Genomic DNA, 17,402 nt, shown 5'->3' on the forward strand with positions numbered 1-17,402 from the left:
ACCCAAGGCATCGCCGCAATGGGCACAATGATCCCATGCGCCTTTTCCTCATTCGCCACGGACAGACCCCCTCGAACGTCGGGCACCACCTCGACACGGCGGAACCGGGAGCGCCGCTGACCGAGCTCGGGCAGCAGCAGGCCGAAGCCCTGGTGGCCCTGCTTGGCGAAACCGGCATCGAGGCCATTTACGCCTCGAACCTGGTGCGCACCCAGCAGACTGCGGCTCCGCTGGCGGATGCCCTCGGCCTGGACGTCGTAGTGCGCAGTGGATTGCGTGAGATCTCCGCCGGTGCGCTGGAGATGGCCAACGATCAGCAGTCCGTCCAGACCTACCTCTCCATCGCGCTCGGATGGGCCGACGGGAAGCTGGAAACCCCGATGCCCGGTGGCGGCCCGGATGGGGCAGCCGAATTGGCGCGTTTCGATGAAGCCGTGGCGGAGGTGGCAGCCTCCGGAGCGCAGACCGCGGCAATCTTCACCCACGGGGCCATCATCCGCGTCTGGGCCGCAGCCCGGTGCGAGAACCTGGATGCAGCGTTCTCCGCGGAGCATTCGGTGTCCAACACCGGGGCCATCATCGTCGAGGGCTCCCCCGGAAATTGGCGTGCCACTCAGTGGCAAGAGCAAGCCATCGGCGGAGCGGATCTGGAAGATCCGGCCACCGACGGCGCGGCCGCGGATACTTTCACCCGAGAATAGGGACCGCTTTCAGCTCAGAGGTTTTCCGGGCCGGTCTCATTCCGCTTTCCAAGATCAACGTTCTCGGTGTCCGCATCGTGGGGATACAGGTCCGCTCCGGTGCGGTCCTTCAGCGTCAGGGTCGCGAGCAGCGAGGCGGCCACCCAGATGAACAGGTACGTGGATACCGCAACGGTGGTGTCGAACTTGCCCACCAGCGCGGCGGCAATCGTTGGCGCGAACGCGCCGCCGACCACCGAACCCAGCGCATAGCTGATCGAGGCACCGCTGAGCCGGATGCGCGCCGGGAACAGCTCGGCGTAGAGCGCCGGCAGCGGCCCGTAGGAGAAGCCCATGAAGGCACCGAAGACCACCAGGGACACGGTCACCCAGGCGAGGTTGGCGGTTTCGATGAGCAAGAACAGCGGGAAGAGCCAGGCAAGCAACAGCACCCAGCCGATGATGAACATCTTCTTGCGCCCGATTCTGTCCGAAAGCACGCCGCCGAACCAGGTGGAAATCAGCCAGGCCACCGACCCGATGGTGATGATATTGAGGATGTCTCCGGCGTTCAATTCCAGCTTGTTTGTCGCATAGCCGAGAATGAAACCGCCGGTGAGCATGTAGCCTGCGGTGTTGTTTCCCATGAACACCAAGGTCGCCTGCACGACCTTCTTCGGGTGCTTGCTAAACAGCGTGGACAGCGGGGCGGTCTCGGTCTGCTTGGTCTTCTCCAGCTCGTGAAAGACCGGGGACTCCTGGACTTTCACGCGGATGTAATGGCCGATGAGGATCAGCACGAAGCTGAGCAGGAAAGGAATGCGCCAACCCCAGGCCATGAACTGTTCCGCGGAGAGCACCGCGGCGATAATCGCGCTGACCGCCGAGGCCAGCAGCATGCCCGCCGGAACGCCAAGCTGCGGGAAGGCGCCGAATTTTCCGCGGGCATTGTCCGGGGCGTGCTCCACTGCCATGAGCGCGGCCCCGCCCCATTCGCCGCCCGCCGAGAATCCCTGGACGATGCGCAGGAAGATCAAGAGAATCGGGGCCCAGACGCCGATGGTTGCATAGGTTGGCAGCAGGCCAACGAGCGTGGTGCCCACGCCCATCATGATCAGCGTGGTGATCAGCACCGCCCGGCGGCCATAGCGGTCGCCGACCCGGCCCATGACCACGGCGCCCAAGGGGCGGAAGAGGAAGCTGATGCCGACGGTGGCGAAGGCGATGATCGAACCGAGCGATCCTTCGGCCGGCGTGAAGAACTGCGGGGCCAGGACCAGCGCCGCGGCATTGGCATAGATGAAGTAGTCGTACCACTCCACGGTGGTGCCCACCATTGTCGCACCGGCGACTCTTTTCTGTTCCGGCGTCATACGCCCCGATGCGGAAGCTGCTGCAGTCATTGCTCCTCCTCGATATAGCGAGTGTCTGGGAGCATTTTCCTGCACATATTCGGGCGCTCGGCGCCGGACTTGGAACGACTCCCTAGCCCCGATATTAGGCCTGTCTTCATAGTTCTACAAGGGTTGCAGCAGCGCCTGCCCACCGGAAAACTGCATTAAAATCCCTTGGGTCCGCGGGCCTTCGGCGCGCTCCGGGCCAGATGGCCCCGAGCCTTCATCCACCCGGTTGCTAATACAAATGATTCTCATTAGTATTAGTCCTTGTGACTTCAGCTACCCCGCAACTCCGGGCGCCCGCGCCCGCCGATCCACCGAGCCTTCCGCAGCGGAACATGCACCGGCGCACGCTTCTCATGTGCGCCGGCACCGCAGCGTTGATCGCGCTGCTGGTGGTCATCTCCGGTGCCGTCGGCGCGGTACCGGTCACCCTCGGGCAGGCGACCCAAATCGTGCTGGGCCACCTGATCCCGGGCATGCCGTGGATGAGCGACGGAAGCCTCACGGCGCTGCAGGACCAAGCGGTCTGGCAATTCCGGCTCCCGCGCGCGCTGCTGGCCGGGCTGGCCGGAGCGGGGCTGGCCCTGGCCGGCGCGCTGATGCAGGCCACCGTGCGCAACCCGCTAGCCGAACCCTATATCCTCGGGGTTTCCTCCGGAGCCAGCGTGGGCGCGGTACTGGTGATCGTGCTCGGCTCGGCAGCCGTCGGCGGCATTTCGATGAACGCCGCGGCCTTCGCCGGGGCGCTGAGCGCCTGCCTGGGCGTCTGGGCGCTGGCCCGGATCAACGGCACGCTCTCCCCGACCCGGATGATCCTTGCCGGGGTGGCGCTGGGCACCCTGCTCAGCGCCGTGACCAGTTATCTCACCATCTCCACCGACGCGCAGAACGTCATCAGCGTGCTGTTCTTCCTGCTCGGCAGCGTCTCCGCGGCGAGCTGGTCCAGCCTCGCAGGCCCGGCGATCGCCTTGCTGATCGCCGGCCTCGCCACCGGCTATCTCTCCCGCTCGCTGAACGCGCTGATGACCGGCGACGAATCGGCCATCTCGCTGGGAATCAACGCCACCCGGTTGCGTGCGCTGCTGCTGGTCATCGCCTCGCTGCTCACCGGGGCGGTGGTCTCGGTCGCCGGCGGCATCGGTTTCGTGGGGCTGGTGATTCCGCATATCGCGCGCATCATCGTCGGCGCCGACCACCGCCGGATGCTGCCGGTCACGGTGCTCGCCGGCGCCGCATTCCTGATGACCGCGGACCTTCTGGCCCGCACCGTCGCGGAGCCGACCGAGATTCCGCTGGGCATTCTCACCGCCTTCGTCGGCGCACCGTTTTTCCTCTGGCTGATGCGCCGCAACGGCGCCGACCGTGCGGGGTTCTCCCGATGAAGGTGCAATTCGACCAGGTCACCGTGGCCCTCGGCGGCCGCGACGTGGTGCACGCGGCCAGCCTGGAGATCCCCTCCGGCGAGGTCCTCGGAGTGCTCGGCCCCAACGGCAGCGGAAAGTCCTCGCTGCTGCGCACGCTCTACCGCGCGGCCAAGCCCCGGCAGGGCACGGTGCGCGTGGACGGGCAGGACGTGCAAAAGCTCTCCGGCAAGCAGGCTGCCCGCTCCATTGCCGTAATGCTCCAGGACCCGCCGACCGACTTCGACCTCAGCGTGGCCGAAACCGTGCTGCTGGGCCGCGCCCCGCACCAGAACTCCTTCGGCAAGGACTCCGCCGAAGACCTGGAAATCGTCCGGGAAGCCATGGAACGCACGGAAATCACCGAGCTGTCCGGGCGCATGGTCGCCACCCTCTCCGGCGGGCAGCGCCAACGCGTCATGCTGGCCCGGGCGCTGGCGCAGCGCACCCCGGTGCTGGTGCTCGACGAGCCCAGCAACCACCTGGACATCAGCCACCAGCACGATCTGATGAGCACCGTGCGCGGGCTGGGGCGCACGGTCATCGCCGCCCTGCACGACCTGAATCTGGCCGCCCAATACTGCGACCGGGTGCTCATCCTGGACTCCGGGCGCATCATCGCCTGCGGCCCGCCGCACCGCATCATCACCGAACAGCTGATCTCCTCCGTCTACGGCGTGCAGGCGCGCATCCTCGGCGAACCGCAGGATCCGGTCTTCGCCTTCCGCCGCCGCGCGAGCCCGGCCCCCGATTCGATTTCCACCACATCCGCTCCCCGCGCAGAAAGCAACCTCGCCTCATGAAGCTCTCCTCCCCTCGCCCGCTGCTCGCGGGCACCGCGCTGCTGGCCAGTGCCCTCCTCACGCTCAGCGGCTGCGGCTCCGCAGTCGCACCCGCCACGCAGCCGGCCGCTTCCGGCGCGGGCAGCAGCCTGGAGAATTGCGGCCGCCAGGTGCGCACCGCGCAGATCCCGCAGTCGGTGGTGGGCATGCACCCGGCGCAAACCGAGCTGCTGGTGCGGCTCGGGCAGGCCGACAAGCTGGCCGGCCAGGGCCAGGCCGCCGCGCAGCAGCTGCCCGCCGAGGTGGCCAGCCAGCTGGCCGAGGTCCCGCAGATCGGCGGCGCGCTGCCGCCAAGCCGCGAGGACCTGCTGGCGGTCGCCCCCGATTTCGTCTACTCGCCCACCACCTACGAGTTCACCGCCGAGCAGGGCTTCGCGAGCATCGAGCAGCTCGAACAGGCAGGCGCCGCGGTCTATGTGGCCGCCGGCGGTTGCCAGGACCGGCGGATGACCGGAGAGGTCACCGACCTGTTCACCGATCTGCAGAACCTCGGCGGAATTTTCGCCGCCGAACAGGCGGCCACGGACCTCATCGCGACCAGCACCGCCCAGCTGGAGCGGGTCAGCGAGGCGCTGGAGGGGGTAGCGAAGCTGCGCGTCGCGCAGGTCTACGTGGACGGCACCACCTTGCAGGGCATCGGCGCGGGCATCGAATACGACATCCTGCGCCTGGCCGGGGCGGAGAATATCTTCACCCCCGAACAGCCTGCCTTCGATAAATTCTTCGCCGCCACCATCACCCCGGAGGCCCTGGCCGCGGAAGAACCCGAGGCGCTGGTGTTCACCGTGCACGACCCGGAGCATGAGGCGAGCACCCGCGAATACCTGGCCCGGACCTTCCCGCAGATGCCCGCGGTGAAGCATAAGCGGCTGATCGCGGTCTCCAGCACCGATGTGTTCCCCGGAACGCTGGGCAACGTCAAGGCGGTAAGCCACATCGCCGAACAGCTGTATCCCGAGGCGTTCTAGGCCATGATCCACCGGCGGCTGCTCGAACTGGCCGGAGCCATCCGGCCGGCCATCCTCGCCCTCGCGGGGTTGTCGCTGCTCATTTGCGCGCTGCACATCGCCTTCGCCTGGGGCACCGCGCAGGGGCTGCGGGCGCTGATGGCCGAGGAGGCGGACCTGCTGGGCTCCTTCGGGTTCCTCGGCGTGGTGCTGCTGGCCCGCTCCGCGGTTTTGTGGCTGCGCGAGTGGCTGGCGGCCTACCTCGGCGCCGGGGTGCGGATCCGCTTGCGGGCCCGGCTTTTCGGCCAGCTGAACGCGGTGCCGGCCGCGGAACGGGATACCGGTGCGGCCACCGCCACGATCATCGACGGGGTGGACGGACTGGAGGCCTACTACACCCGGTATCTGCCGCAGCTGCTCACGGTCCTCATAGTTCCGGCCGCCGTCGTGCTGCTCGTGGCGCTCGCCTCGCCGGCCGCCGGCCTGCTGCTGGGCGGCGCGGCCGCGCTGGCGGTGCTCGCCCCGCGCGCCTGGGATGCCCGGCTGCTGAAGAACGGGCGCGGGCGGTGGGCGGCCTTCTCGCGGCTCTCTTCGGATTACCTGGAATCCCTGCAGCATATCCCGCTGCTGCGCAGCTTCGGAGCCACGGCCCGCACCGGCCAGCGCCTGGCCGCGCAGGACGAAGAGCTGCGCGGACGCACCATGCGCCAGCTGCGGCTGTCCCTGGTGGAAACCGCGCTGAGCACCATGGCCCTGCATCTGGGCACCGTGCTCGTCGTCGGTGCCGCCCTGGCCGCCGTGATGTCCGGGCAGATCCAGGCGGTCGGCGCGCTCACCGTGCTGCTGCTCGCCCGCGAATGCTTCCGCCCCATTCAGGAGCTGGGCACCTGCTGGCATGCCGGCTACCAGGGGCTCAGCGCCGTGGACGGGCTGGAGGACCTGCTCTCCCGCACCCCCGGGCACGCGGAAACCGGCAGCTGGCCGCACCCGGCGCACTCCGGGCGGCTTGAGCTGGCGGAGCTGTCCTTCAGCTATCCGCGCACCCGGGGCGGCCTGCACGCGGTGAACTTGCACGTCGCCTCCGGCCAGCGGCTGGCCATCATCGGCCCCTCCGGCTCCGGGAAGAGCACGCTGGCTCGGCTGCTGGAGCGGGAGATCGACCCGCAGACCGGAAGCATCAGCCTGGACGGCGTCGCGCTGCGCGACTACACCGCGGCCGCCCGCGCGCGCAGCGTGGTGGTCATCGCCCAGGACCCGGTGCTCTTCGCCTGGACAGTGGCGGAGAACCTGCGCCTCTACAACCCCACGGCCGGCGCCGCCGAGCTGGAAGCGGCGGCCCGGGCGGCCGGCATCCACGAGACGATCCGGCGGCTGCCCGCCGGGTACGGCACGGTATTGTCCGAAAACGGCGAGCAGCTCTCCGGCGGCCAGCGCCAGCGGCTGGCCATCGCCCGCGGGCTGCTCAGCCCCGCGCCGCTGCTCGTGCTCGACGAGGTGACCTCGGCGCTGGACGCGGCCACCGAGGCGGAGGTCATGGATGCGGTGGCCGAATTCGCCGGCAAACGCACGCTGCTGCTGATCGCGCACCGGCCCAGCGCCCTGCGCCACGCAACCGGCTGGGCCTACTTCAGCGCCGGAAGCCTGCTGCGCACCGGCGACGGAGCGCTCCCCGGCGCGGACCTGCAGGCAAGGACGAACCCATGAAATCGGTGCTGAATCTCCTTCCGGTCATCGCCGCCCGCCCCGGCCTCTTTCTCGAAGCCATCGTGTGGAATGTGCTCAGCGCGCTGCTCACCCTGGGCATTGCGCTGGGCCTGTCCTATGCGGTGGGGCACACGCTCGCCGGCGAGCTGACCGGGCTGTCCGGATTAGTGGCTGCGCTCTGCGCCGCGGGGGTGCTGGGCGCATTGCTGGCCTGGCGGGAATCCTGGGTGTCCCACGATCTGGCCTACCGGATCATCGGGGTGCTGCGCGCGCGGGCCTTCGCGGTCCTGGCGCGCATCCTGCCCGAGCGCCGGCGCCCCCGGCGCAGCGGGGACCTGGCCACCACGGTGCTCGGCGATATCGAAACGCTCGAATGGCTCTACGCGCATACCGTGGCGCAACTGCTCGGTGCGGGGCTGGTGCTGGGCACCGGGGTGGTGCTCTCGGTGCAGGTCAGCGGCTGGCTGCTGCTGGTCTGGGTTCCGCTGCTCATCCTGGCCTCGGTGCTGCCCTGGCTCACCGACCGCCGGGCCAGCACCGACGGCGCAAGGCTGGCCGCCGGCGCGGCGCGGCTGCGCGCCGATCTGGTGGACACGGTCCGCGGACTGCGCGAGCTGAGCGGTGCCGGCGCGCTGGAACGGCAATGGGACTCGCTGACCGGGGACACCCGCGCGCTGGCGCGCATCCAGCTCCGCGAGGCCTCCCGGATCGGAGCCGAACGCGCGGCCGGCGAGCTGCTGATCGGCCTATCCGTGCTCGGCACCATCCTGGTGGTCCTGGCCCAGCGCTCCGGCATCGCGGCCGCGGATATTCCGCTGGCCATCGCCATCGCCGTGGCCGGGATCTCTCCGGCGGCGCAGATCTCCGATCTGCTGCGCAATACCGGGACCCTGCGCGCCGCGGCCGAGCGCATCGCGCAGCTGCTCGATTCCGCCGCCCCGGAGTCCGCGCAGATTTCCCCGGATCTAGCGGCCCCCGCCCGGCCGGGCGAACAAGGCCTGGTCTTCGAGCAGGTGGGCTTCGGCTACACCGCGGACCTCCCGGTGCTCAAGGACTTCAACCTGCACCTGGCGCCGGGTGAAATCCTGGCCCTTACCGGGGTCTCCGGCAGCGGAAAGAGCACCGTGGCGCGTCTTGCGCTGCGCCTGTGGGACCCGGACTCGGGAAGCATCCGGCTGGACGGCGCGGATTTGCGCGGCCTGGACGAGCGGGACTTGCGCGCCGGGATTTCGGTGGTGCCCCAGTCCTCGCCGGTGCTGCGCGGAACCATCCGCTCGAATATCGTCTTGGGCGATCCGCAGGCCAGCGCGGCGCAGGTCGAAGCGGCCGCCAGGGACGCCGGACTTCTCGAGGCGCACGCCGGGTTGCCGTTGGGCCTGGATACTGTGCTGGGCGAGCACGGGTCGGGGGTCTCCGGCGGGCAGCGCGCACGCATCGCCATCGCCCGCGCGCTGCTGCGCAACCCGAAGGTGCTGATCCTCGACGAGGCCACCGCATCGCTGGATCCCGACGCGGATCAGGCCATTATGGCGCTCTTGAAGAAGCCGACTCGGCGTGCCACGCTGCTTATCGCCCATCGCCCGGACACCATTGCGGCGGCCCACCGGGTGGTTTCCCTGCACGCGCTGGCCCAGCCCCGGGATGCTTAGGGTCCGCCGCGGCTAGGAGCTGGCGGTTATCGAATCGATGGCGGTGCGGGCTTCCTCGGCCAGCCGTTCGGGCATCGGGGCGCTCTTGGCGGAGTCGGCGGCCACCTTCTGGCCTTTGTCGCTGACCACGTACTGGCCGAAGGTCTTGGCCAGTTCCACGGTCTGCGCATCAGCATAGCTGCTGCAGAACAGCAGGTAGGAGACCAGCACCAGCGGGTAGGCGCCCTCGGCGGTGGTTTTCCGGTCCAGCTCCAGGGCGATGTCGTGCTCCTTGCGGCCCTCGACGCGTTCGGATTCGGCTACCGCCAGGGCCGCGGCCTCGCCGCTGACGGCCACGAATTCGCCGCCGACCTTCAGCTTCACCTTGCCCAGGTTCTCATCCACCAGGGAGTCATCGGCATAGGTCACCGCGCCCACAGCACGGGTTACCGTGGTCACCACGCCGGCGTTGCCCTGGGCCTTTTCCAGGCCGGTCGCATCCGGCCAGCCGCCATCGGGCTCATGGTCCCAGGCTTCAGGGACGACGCTGTGCAGGTACTCGGTGAAGTTCTCGGTGGTACCCGAGTCATCGGCGCGGGCCACCCCGGTGAGCGGGACATCGGGCAGCTCCACACCCGGATTCAGCGCGGTGATGGCTGGGTCCTGCCAGGAGCGGATTTCGCCGGAGAAGATCCTGGCGACGGTCTCTGCGTCCATATTCAGCTCGCTGATCCCGGGCAGGTTGAAGGCGATGGTGATCGGGGAGATATAGGCGGGGATGTTGATCGCGCCCTGCGGACCGCAGGTTTCGATCGAGCGCTGGACCTCTTCCTCCTTGAGGTACGCATCGGATCCGGCGAATTCGGTGCCGCCGGCGAGCAGTCCGGCGCGCCCCGCGCCGGAGCCCACCGAGGCGTACTGCACCTGGACCTTGGGGTGCAGCGTGGCGAATTCGGTGGTCCAGGCGTTCATGGCGGAGTTCTGCGCCGTGGATCCGCCTCCGGTCAGCGTGCCTTTGAGATTCGAGGTATTGCCCTCGGCGGCATTCCGCTGCGCTTCGCCCAACGGGTAGTCCGAGCCGCATCCGGCGAGCAAAAGTGTCGCAACCAGGCTCGCGGCGACTATGAGCTTGGGTGAACGGGCAGATGCCGACCGGCGGGGGAGGCTGGGGCGCACGGGTGCTCCTCAAATCTTGGATGAATTATTGGACAAGCTGAAGACACAAGTCAAGCATCATAATGCTCAAAGCTCGAAACGCATTACTTCGCGCTGGTGCAACCACCTTACGCCGAATCGGGCAGGCACGCGGTGCGCGATTCTCCGGCGCCGCGAAGCTCCCGGGCAAATCAATCAGCGGGCCAGCAGCTTCGCGGCCGCAGGAAAGATCAGCACCGTCAGCGCACCACCGGTGACCATCACGGACACGGTCACCTCGGAGAGAATCCCGCTGGAGGCCGCAAGCTGCGTGACCGCGACGATAATGGGCAGCCCGGTGGCGGCATAGAAACCCAAGGCCAGCGACTCGCGCGTGCCGCCGCGTCCCGAGCTGCGCGGCGCGAACCGTTCGCGCAGGAACACCGGCAGGCCGCGGACGAGGATGATCAGCGCGACAAATCCCAGCAGCATCGGCCATTGCGCGGCGACCTGCGCGAGGTTGATATTCATGCCGCTGGTCACGAAGAACACCGGGATCAGGAAGCTGAATCCCACGATTTCCACCTTGTGCATCACCTCTGCGGCATGCTCTGCCTTCACCGCCTTGAGCACCGCATTGGCCAGGATCCCGGCGGCGAACGCGCCGAGGGCCACGTCCAGCTCGAAGACCGCGGTCACCAGCATCAGCGAGACCAGGAGCAGCACCGTCAGCCGCATCATCGTCTGCATGGTGGAATTCGAGGCCTTGGAGAAGGCGCGGGCCAGCAAGGGCACGCGCCGGAAGAAACGCGCCGGGATGGCGATGGCCATTACGGCGATGAGCGCGAAGAGCACGAGCAGCCCGGCCGCCACCCAGGTACCCCGGGTGGACAGCAGCAACGACATGGCCACGATCGGCAGCAATTCGCCATAGGCGCCATGCACCATCACGGCCTTGCCCAGCGCCGTGTCCATGGTGCCCGAATCCTTCAGAATCGGCAGCAAGGTGCCCAGCGCCGTGGAGGTCGAGGCGATGCCGAAGGCGATCGCGGCGGGCCAATCCCCCTGCACGATGAAAAATGATGCGCCGATGCCAAGGGCCGCGCAAATCATCCAGGTGGCAGCCGCCCGCTTGCCCTGCGCGGCGCGCATGTCCGCGGTGTTGACCTCGAATCCGGCCAGCAGGAACAGGAATCCCATGCCCAGCTCGCGCAGGAATCCCACCGCTTCGGTTTGCTCGGCCAGGCCAAGCAGGTTCGGCCCGATCAAGGTGCCGAAGGCCAGAAGCCACACGACATCGGGCGCATAGCGCCGGGTCGCAATGGCCAGCAGTGGGGCCACCGCCGCGGCCAGGGCGATCCACCACACGGAGGTGAGATTCTCGACGAGCTCATGATGCATGTCGCCAGCTTAAGCGATACGACGCCCGCAGCGCGCCGCGCCACCGCCAACGGCACCCGTGAACCGCGGCGCAGTACTTTTACTCCAGAAGCAGGTCGTAGCTGACCTGTAGAGTAAAAATCCAACATTTTCGGTTAAAGATGGGCTTATTCCGCAAATAAGCTTGGTATTTGCTGGACGCTTTGCTATTCATTGAATGGTGAAAAGAGTTACTGCATGAGCCAACGCCGCATCTTCCGCCGCTTCATCCTTCCTTCCGCCTGGCTGCTGATCGGCGTCCTCATCGCCGTCAGCCTCGTCAAGCTCGCCTTCACCGGCAGCAGCTCGGCCGCCGAGGACCAGCTATATCCCACCGGCGAGGTGCCGGCCGAAACAATCATGGTGGAAACTGGCACCGTGGAGAACACCCTGTCGATTTCCGGGAGCATCAAGCTCGATGCGGCGCAGCCGCTGAACGCCCCGCTCGACGGCGTAGTGAACTGGGCCTTCGTGAAACCCGGTGACCACGTGAGCAAGGGCGACCGGATCTTCCAGATCCGCGCCGAATCCCAACCCGAAGCCGCCGAGACCACCGAGTCCGATCAAGAATCCTCCGCCGGGGAGGAACCGGCGCAGGCCGCCGAGCCCGTGGTGACTTACCACGACGTGTACGCCCCGGCCACCGGCAAGGTCGGCAAATTTGTTATCGAGCTCGATGACGAGGTCACCAAGGGCGCCGACCTGGCCAAGGTGCAACCGCAGCACTTCAAGGCGGTCGGGGCGATCAGCCCGCTGGACCGCTACCGGCTCATGGATGGAACTCTCGAAGCCACGATCACCATCGAGGGCGGGCCCGAGCCATTCACCTGCAAGGATCTGAGCGTGGGCGATACCGCCTCGGCCACGGTGGACGCCGACTCCGCGGAGCAGGAGCCAGACCCGGGGATGGGTCCGATGTCCTCCGAGGGGCAGGGTTCCAGCGCCTCGGGCAGCGAAATTTCCTGCGACGTTCCGGCGGACACCGTCGTCTTCGATGGGCTGTCCATGGCCATGGACATCGAAGCCGGAACCGCCGAAGAAGTGCTGACCGTACCGGTCACCGCGGTCCGTGGACTGGTCGGCAGCGGCGCCGTGTGGCTGCTCGACGAGAACGGCAAGGAGATCCGCACCGAGGTGCAGCTAGGGGTCACCGACGGCAAGGTCGTCGAGGTGGCTTCCGGGCTGGAGGCCGGAGCCGAGGTGCTGCGCTACGTTCCGGGCTCCGCTCCCGAGCCGGCTGAAGGCCCGGGAATGGAGATGTACCCCTGATGAGTTCTGCTCAGCTGCTGAAGCTTGAGAACGTCACCCGCAGCGTCCGGCTGCCCGATGACAGCGAACTGCGCATTTTGTCCGGCATCGACCTGACCGTCGCCGAGGGCGACCATATCGCCATCGTCGGGCGCTCGGGCACCGGGAAGTCCACGCTGCTGAACATCCTCGGACTGCTGGACCGGCCGACCTCCGGCGCCCTGGCCTGGCGGGGAAAGGACGCCACGAAGCTCAGCGCCCGGCAGGCCGCCGCGGCCCGCGGCCGGGACCTGGGTTTTGTCTTCCAGCAGTTCAACCTGCTGCCCGGACGCACCGCGCTGGAGAATGTGATGGCGCCGCTGATGTACTCCAGCGGCCGCGACTTCTGGCAACGCCGCAGGCTGGCCGCCGAGTCGCTGGACCGGGTGGGGCTTGGCGCCCGGCTCGATTCCATGCCGCAGACCCTGTCCGGCGGCGAGCAGCAGCGCGTGGCCATCGCCCGCGCCCTGGTCCGCCGCCCGCGCGTGGTGCTCGCCGATGAGCCCACCGGCGCGCTGGACGTGGCCACCGGCCGCGCGGTGATGGAGCTATTGGATGCGGCCACCGTCGAATCCGGCGCCGCGCTGATCACCATCACCCACGATTCCAATGTTGCGGCGCTGGCCCGCGAGCGCTTGAGCCTCGACGGCGGACGGCTGCATCCGCTGAGCCAGGAGGCCGCGCGATGAACACCCTGGCCCGCATCTTCACCGGATTCATCGCCGCCTTGCTCGAGGCCTGGCAGGAGCTGCGCATCCACCGGCTGCGGGTGCTGCTCTCGCTGATCGGGGTGACCATCGCGGTGGCCTCGCTGACCACCGCGGTGGCCGGAGCGCAAATGGCCCAGCAGCTGATGACCGAACAGCTCGAGCGCAACGGGCGTCCGGCGATGATCAGCACCTACGCCATGGACCCCGCCAGCCAAGGACCGCCGCAGAGCTCCGCGGAGATCACCGCGGCCTTCGAGAAAACCAGCGAGCGCTTCAAGATCGAGTACACCTCGCTGATCGGCCGCACCTTCGGGACGCAGGCGGTCCGCCAGGGCCTGTCGGTGGATACCGAGATGCAGGTGGTCGACCCGGACTATGGCCCGATGCACCGGATCTTCGCCCAGCACGGACGCTGGCTGGAGGACGCCGACGCGCAGAACCTCTCCCCCGCGGTGGTCGTGGACAAGACCACGCTCAGCGCGCTGGGCATGGAAGAGGGCACGCTGCCGGCGACCATCGAGCTGCGCGGCCTCGGCGGCGACGTTTCGGTCACCGTCATCGGCGCCACCTCCACACGGGGCTACGGATCGATGGGGCAAATGTGGATGCTGCCCGAGACCTACGAGCACTGGTTCGCGGCCGCCGCCCCGCTCAGCGATGTCAGCTATGCCATGTGGGTGCCCATCGAGGGCTCCGAGGAACTGGCCAGTCATTTCGCCCGGCAGATGCAGGCGGAACTTCCCGGCTACGTCGTCGATTCCCAGCGCCAGGACTATTTGGCCTGGGGCAACGACGAGTCCCTGAAGCAGTTCGCCCTGGTGGTCAGCTCGATCGCCGGCATCATTTTGCTGCTGGGTTCGCTGAGCCTGCTCAACGTGGCCATGGTGACGATGAAGCAGCGGATCCGCGAGGTCGGGATCCGGCGCAGCTTCGGCGCCACCACCGGTCGGGTGTTCTTCTCGGTGATGATGGAAAGCGTGGTGGCCACCGCCGTGGCCGGCGGGCTCGGGGTGCTGATCTCCGTGGCCCTGGTCTCAAACCCGAAGCTGATCAATGCCGTGATGGCCACCGGGCTGGATGAGATGCCCGGGTTCCCGGTGCAGGCCGCGCTGCTGGGCATGGGCGTGTCCATTGCCGTCGGCGCGTTGACCGGCGTTTTGCCCGCCCTGGTGGCCGCCCGGGTACGCATCGTCGACGCGATCCGCGTCTGATCCGCCGCTTGCCGGGCAGGCCCCACCCGGGTTGGCCCGGTGGGGGTCCTGGCTACCGGAACAGATCCAGGTGGGCCAGGGCTACCCCCACCCGGTAGGCGGAGCGCGGGCTGCTGGAGACCAGTTCCCTGTCGTGCAAGGCCACGTCAACGCTGTCGGTCACGATGCCGTCCACTCCGAGGCTCAATAGTTCGCGGATGGTCGCCTCGTCATTAACCGTCCAGACAAAGACCGGTTTGCCTTCGGCTTGAGCCGCGCGCAGCACCGCTGGATTGAAGGAGGCCTGTTCCACGACGATGAAGTCGGCTGCGACGTCGGGAATGGCTCCGATGCTCATGGCAATCGTCAGCCCCACCTGCAGTTCCGGGCGGCGCTGCTTGATCTCGCGCACGGCTTCTGGATCCAGCGAGTGATAGATATTCGCCTCGGCACTCCCCGTTGCATCCACCTCGGCGAGGAAACGATCCAGGTAGCCGGCGGACTCATGCCCGGTCACCTTGAGTTCAACCAGCAGCGGGATCTGCAGTTCCGCTGCCCGGTTCAGGTACTCGGTCATGGTGGGAATCTTGCCGGTGAACCCTCCCACGGATTGGGTCACGGCGGTGACCTCGGCAACGCTCATGTCATAAATGTTCTCGTTGCGTCCGGCGACAACCAGCAGATTGGTATCGTGGCTGGCCACGAAGTGGCCGTCCTTGGTCTCCTGGAAATCTGCCTCGACGTAGTCCGGCTGCAGCTTTGCGGCGGCTTCCAACCCGCCGATGGTGTTTTCCACTCCGCCGCCGGAGAATCCACGGTGCGCCAGAATGGCGGTGTCGGCGGCACGCGAAAAGGTGCCGGCCATAACCGGGGCCGCATTCACGCTTCCGGCGAGCACCAGTGCGCAGGCAGCCGCGGCTCCCATCGCACGGAGCAGCCTTGACCCAATGGCGGGCGCCGGTTCCCGCAAGCTGGCCAAATCATTTGGCAGCCCGAGCCGGGACCGGGTAGCTGCCACGAGCACCTGGATGATGACCACGGTCGTTGCGCCAATGACCAGGAATCCCAGGCCCTGGCCAACACCGATGCTGAGCGAAGCGGCCCAGGCCGCCCCTTCGGCCTCCAGGAATCCGCCAGCGGCGGCCGAGCCCCACACCAGGAACTCGACGATAAATGACATCAACAGGGCGGAAGCCAGCACCGGAACACCCAGCAGCGCCGCGGAGCGCCAGAAAGTCCGCCGGGTGGCACGCAGGCTCTCGACGATCGCGCGATAGGGCCGTCGCCGGCCCACCACGAACATTGGCAGCGTCAGCATCAGGCGCAGATTGAGGTAGATCACTGCGCCGATGATGGCGGCATACAAGCTGCCGCTCAGTGGTGTCTTCAGGTACTCCCGGGTGATGAACGGCGGGATATCGATGCCTTGGATGAGCACGGAAGACAGGCCGAGCCCACCGAGCGGAAGCACCACGAATAGGTAGGCCATGATCAGCGGCGAGGGGTACCGGGCAAAGCGGCCCAAGGCGCTGCAGGTCTCGCTGACTATGCCGCGCATGGTTGGTGGCAGGCCGGCTTGCTGTCGATTGACCATGACGATGAGGGCAGAGAACTGCAGGCCCATCGCGAGCAGCACCAGGACGGCGATCAACAGGAGCAATAAGACGGCGCTCGGGTCCGCAAGCATCACCGGCAAATTGCGATCGGTGAGGTTCGACAGCCCGCAGGATTCCAAGGCCAAGGTGAATAGCGCCTTGACCCCGGGGATCACGGCCAGTGCGTTGACCAGCTGCAGGGTGATGATGACGGCGAGATACCGCAGAACGTGCGCATGCCCCAGGCGCAGCCCATGGGTGATGAGCCCAAGAGCCGAAGGCGCAGCCAACCGTCCGAGGCCTTGCCCGGACCGGTCCGAACCACGCGTTGCGGGGCCGGCGCTTTGGGCCGCTTCACCGCCTCCCGAGGGTTCCTTCATCGTCCGGGTCCTACTTTCAGGTTTCGTGTGCAATATGGCGCCAGTGCAACGTTTTGGAAGTAGTTGGCCTTGGTCTCTTCCTATTCTAGAACTGCACGACTTGCGCGCCCTGCGGCTGGGATCTTCGGGCGGCGGCCATCTTCGGCGGATCGGTGCCAATGGCTGGTGCGGTCCTGCTATTTTTTGGCGAAGGCCGGCGTGCTAACCGCACATTCCACCGGCTTTCCGGGCTCCCCGGTGACCGCCGCGATTTCCTTGACGCCGTCGAGCAGGACTCGGCAGGTGGCTGTGGCTCCGACACGTGGGGCGGCTGAGACTCCGGCTTCTTCTTCGGCCGTCACCATGACCGTTTCCTGCCATGTGGCGCTCCGCTTTTTTGCCGGATCATTTGTTGTCGCCACCTCGCCAACCGCGGTTTCACTGGAAACTTCGCCTCGAGTCGGTGCCTCCAGGTACTTCACGTCATCAATGCCATTGACGGTTCCCCCGGTCACCGACACTTCGTAGGTGACGCTCCAGGCATCCGCGGTCTGTCTGCCGAAGGACTCAACCATGCCGCAGGCGGTGGCCGATAGACCCAAGACAACAAGCAATGAACTTGCCCCGAGAATTTTCGAGATTCGTTTCGTCTTCGTGTTCTGGGCAATTTTCATTCTTTTCCTTCGCTCATGTTTGCTTTGTTGGGTTTCGCGGCAAGATCCACAGTACAAGCAGGATGGACGGCTTCACCTCGCCCCGTGAATGGAGATCTCGGCGCTAGTAGCTCCACCCGAAGTACTACAAAACAAACAAATAAGCAGCGTGATGCTCCGGCTACTCTTACTCTGCAGGCAGTCTTATTTAAGGAGCAGATTCATGGCCAGCGGCAGCACATAACCCGGACGAATCGACGAGTCACTGCTGCAGACTTACAATAACGAGCGGCCGTCATGTTCCGCATGGGCCTGTGGCGTCCCGCCACCGGCGATGTCATGTCCAGCCACTCACCGCGTGTCCAAACGGCCCGCTTCACTCTCACCCGTAGCGCTGGATTCGATCACCGGGAAGTACAAGTCTTACTGCAAGAACGTGGAGTCCACAGGCCTG

14 protein-coding genes are annotated in these 17,402 nt (G+C 67.0%); 9 read left to right on the plus strand and 5 right to left on the minus strand.

The genetic code is table 11. From position 1 onward, the window contains the following. Window positions 1-35 precede the first annotated feature (35 nt). Complete coding sequence (locus CQ015_RS14695) at window positions 36-701, plus strand: histidine phosphatase family protein (RefSeq protein WP_105650482.1); 666 nt, start codon at window positions 36-38, stop codon at window positions 699-701. A gap of 14 nt (window positions 702-715) precedes the next feature. Here the strand turns inward: CQ015_RS14695 and CQ015_RS14700 are convergent, their stop codons facing one another. Continuing rightward, window positions 716-2,083 carry an MFS transporter gene (locus tag CQ015_RS14700; RefSeq protein ID WP_181150438.1) on the minus strand — a complete coding sequence of 456 codons (1,368 nt, stop codon included), beginning with the start codon at window positions 2,081-2,083 and terminating at the stop codon, window positions 716-718. Window positions 2,084-2,346: 263 nt separating this feature from the next. Between CQ015_RS14700 and CQ015_RS14705 the strand changes: the two genes are divergently transcribed. The 5 genes from CQ015_RS14705 to CQ015_RS14725 are packed head-to-tail and all read left to right on the plus strand — an operon-like array spanning window position 2,347 to window position 8,622. Beyond that, on the plus strand, window positions 2,347-3,462 hold the full coding sequence (locus tag CQ015_RS14705) for an iron ABC transporter permease (protein WP_258138616.1): 1,116 nt from the start codon (window positions 2,347-2,349) through the stop codon (window positions 3,460-3,462). Next, a complete protein-coding gene (locus CQ015_RS14710) occupies window positions 3,459-4,283 on the plus strand; it encodes an ABC transporter ATP-binding protein (RefSeq protein ID WP_105650485.1) in 825 nt (274 codons plus the stop codon). Before CQ015_RS14705 ends, CQ015_RS14710 begins: the two co-directional genes overlap by 4 nt. Next, window positions 4,280-5,290: an ABC transporter substrate-binding protein gene (locus tag CQ015_RS14715; RefSeq protein ID WP_105650486.1), complete on the plus strand. Its 1,011-nt coding sequence runs from the start codon at window positions 4,280-4,282 to the stop codon at window positions 5,288-5,290. Before CQ015_RS14710 ends, CQ015_RS14715 begins: the two co-directional genes overlap by 4 nt. 3 nt (window positions 5,291-5,293) lie before the next feature. Then, window positions 5,294-6,973 (plus strand): ABC transporter ATP-binding protein/permease, encoded by a 1,680-nt coding sequence (locus CQ015_RS14720; protein WP_105650487.1) that lies wholly within the window; start codon window positions 5,294-5,296, stop codon window positions 6,971-6,973. Further along, a complete protein-coding gene (locus CQ015_RS14725; protein WP_105650488.1) occupies window positions 6,970-8,622 on the plus strand; it encodes an ABC transporter ATP-binding protein in 1,653 nt (550 codons plus the stop codon). Before CQ015_RS14720 ends, CQ015_RS14725 begins: the two co-directional genes overlap by 4 nt. 12 nt (window positions 8,623-8,634) lie before the next feature. Here CQ015_RS14725 and pstS read toward each other — a convergent pair whose 3' ends face one another. Together pstS and CQ015_RS14735 are read right to left on the minus strand one after the other, a co-directional pair. Beyond that, window positions 8,635-9,777 (minus strand): phosphate ABC transporter substrate-binding protein PstS, encoded by a 1,143-nt coding sequence (pstS, locus tag CQ015_RS14730; protein ID WP_105650489.1) that lies wholly within the window; start codon window positions 9,775-9,777, stop codon window positions 8,635-8,637. Window positions 9,778-9,951: 174 nt separating this feature from the next. After that, complete coding sequence (locus CQ015_RS14735; RefSeq protein ID WP_105650490.1) at window positions 9,952-11,136, minus strand: cation:proton antiporter; 1,185 nt, start codon at window positions 11,134-11,136, stop codon at window positions 9,952-9,954. A gap of 216 nt (window positions 11,137-11,352) precedes the next feature. On the opposite strand from CQ015_RS14735, the gene CQ015_RS14740 reads away from it, so the two are divergent. The 3 genes from CQ015_RS14740 to CQ015_RS14750 are packed head-to-tail and all read left to right on the plus strand — an operon-like array spanning window position 11,353 to window position 14,362. Beyond that, on the plus strand, window positions 11,353-12,423 hold the full coding sequence (locus CQ015_RS14740; RefSeq protein ID WP_105650491.1) for an efflux RND transporter periplasmic adaptor subunit: 1,071 nt from the start codon (window positions 11,353-11,355) through the stop codon (window positions 12,421-12,423). After that, window positions 12,423-13,130: an ABC transporter ATP-binding protein gene (locus CQ015_RS14745; RefSeq protein ID WP_105650492.1), complete on the plus strand. Its 708-nt coding sequence runs from the start codon at window positions 12,423-12,425 to the stop codon at window positions 13,128-13,130. Before CQ015_RS14740 ends, CQ015_RS14745 begins: the two co-directional genes overlap by 1 nt. Beyond that, a complete protein-coding gene (locus CQ015_RS14750) occupies window positions 13,127-14,362 on the plus strand; it encodes an ABC transporter permease (RefSeq protein ID WP_096288389.1) in 1,236 nt (411 codons plus the stop codon). Before CQ015_RS14745 ends, CQ015_RS14750 begins: the two co-directional genes overlap by 4 nt. A 52-nt stretch (window positions 14,363-14,414) precedes the next feature. Here the strand turns inward: CQ015_RS14750 and CQ015_RS14755 are convergent, their stop codons facing one another. Both CQ015_RS14755 and CQ015_RS14760 read right to left on the minus strand, forming a co-directional pair. Continuing rightward, the gene (locus CQ015_RS14755; RefSeq protein ID WP_105650493.1) at window positions 14,415-16,316 is read right to left on the minus strand and encodes a glycerophosphoryl diester phosphodiesterase membrane domain-containing protein; all 1,902 of its coding nucleotides are present in this window, start codon (window positions 16,314-16,316) and stop codon (window positions 14,415-14,417) included. A gap of 176 nt (window positions 16,317-16,492) precedes the next feature. After that, window positions 16,493-16,969 carry a hypothetical protein gene (locus tag CQ015_RS14760; RefSeq protein ID WP_105650494.1) on the minus strand — a complete coding sequence of 159 codons (477 nt, stop codon included), beginning with the start codon at window positions 16,967-16,969 and terminating at the stop codon, window positions 16,493-16,495. Window positions 16,970-17,402: the final 433 nt, after the last annotated feature.

The sequence above is a fragment of the Arthrobacter sp. MYb221 genome (genome assembly GCF_002979835.1).
Lineage (GTDB): Bacteria > Actinomycetota > Actinomycetes > Actinomycetales > Micrococcaceae > Glutamicibacter.